The sequence below is a fragment of the Flavobacterium sp. AK-345 genome (assembly GCF_058310175.1).
Genome location: NZ_JBZEER010000039.1, coordinates 1 through 551 on the forward strand (window position 1 = coordinate 1; position 551 = coordinate 551).

General features: G+C 65.9%; 1 protein-coding gene. It reads left to right on the plus strand.

All coding sequences use genetic code 11. From position 1 onward, the window contains the following. Window positions 1-551, plus strand: a 551-nt coding sequence (locus AC4FQ3_RS22825) for a DUF8094 domain-containing protein (RefSeq protein ID WP_491183410.1), incomplete at both ends; no start/stop codon positions are given.

Consider the following 551-nt stretch of genomic DNA (forward strand, 5'->3'; position numbering starts at 1 on the left):
GCACCGCAGACGCGTCTCTCGATGCGAATCTGGCCGCCACGCGTCTCGCGGGCGCCGCACTGGCGGAGCGTCAGACGAATTACACCCTGCGCGGCAAGGTGTCCGACATGACGGCGCTGCCGGCGATCCCGTCCGGTCAGGTCTATCCGATCCTGCCGCAGGCCTATGACGCCTGGCCGCGCATGGTCATGGCGGTTGTGAGCGACGAGACCGACGGCAAGAAGACGGCGACCATCATGATGCTCCAGCAGCAGGATCCGTGGTCGAACTACAAGCTGCAGTACCTCGGCAGTCTCGCGGGATCGACCGTGCTTCCCGATCTCGCCCCGGACTTCGTGGGCGCGACCCAGATCCCGCCGGATTTCGGACTCCTGTCCATCGCTCCCGACCAGCTTGCGGCCGCGTATGCCGACCTGCTGACGAACGGGGAGAACAGCACATCGGCGAACCTCTTCGATGAGCAGTCGGACGCCTTCTACGCGAGTGTGCAGGCCGACCGGCAGAAGCGCCTGCAGGAGTTCAACACGACCGCGTCGACCACCGGCAGCTTC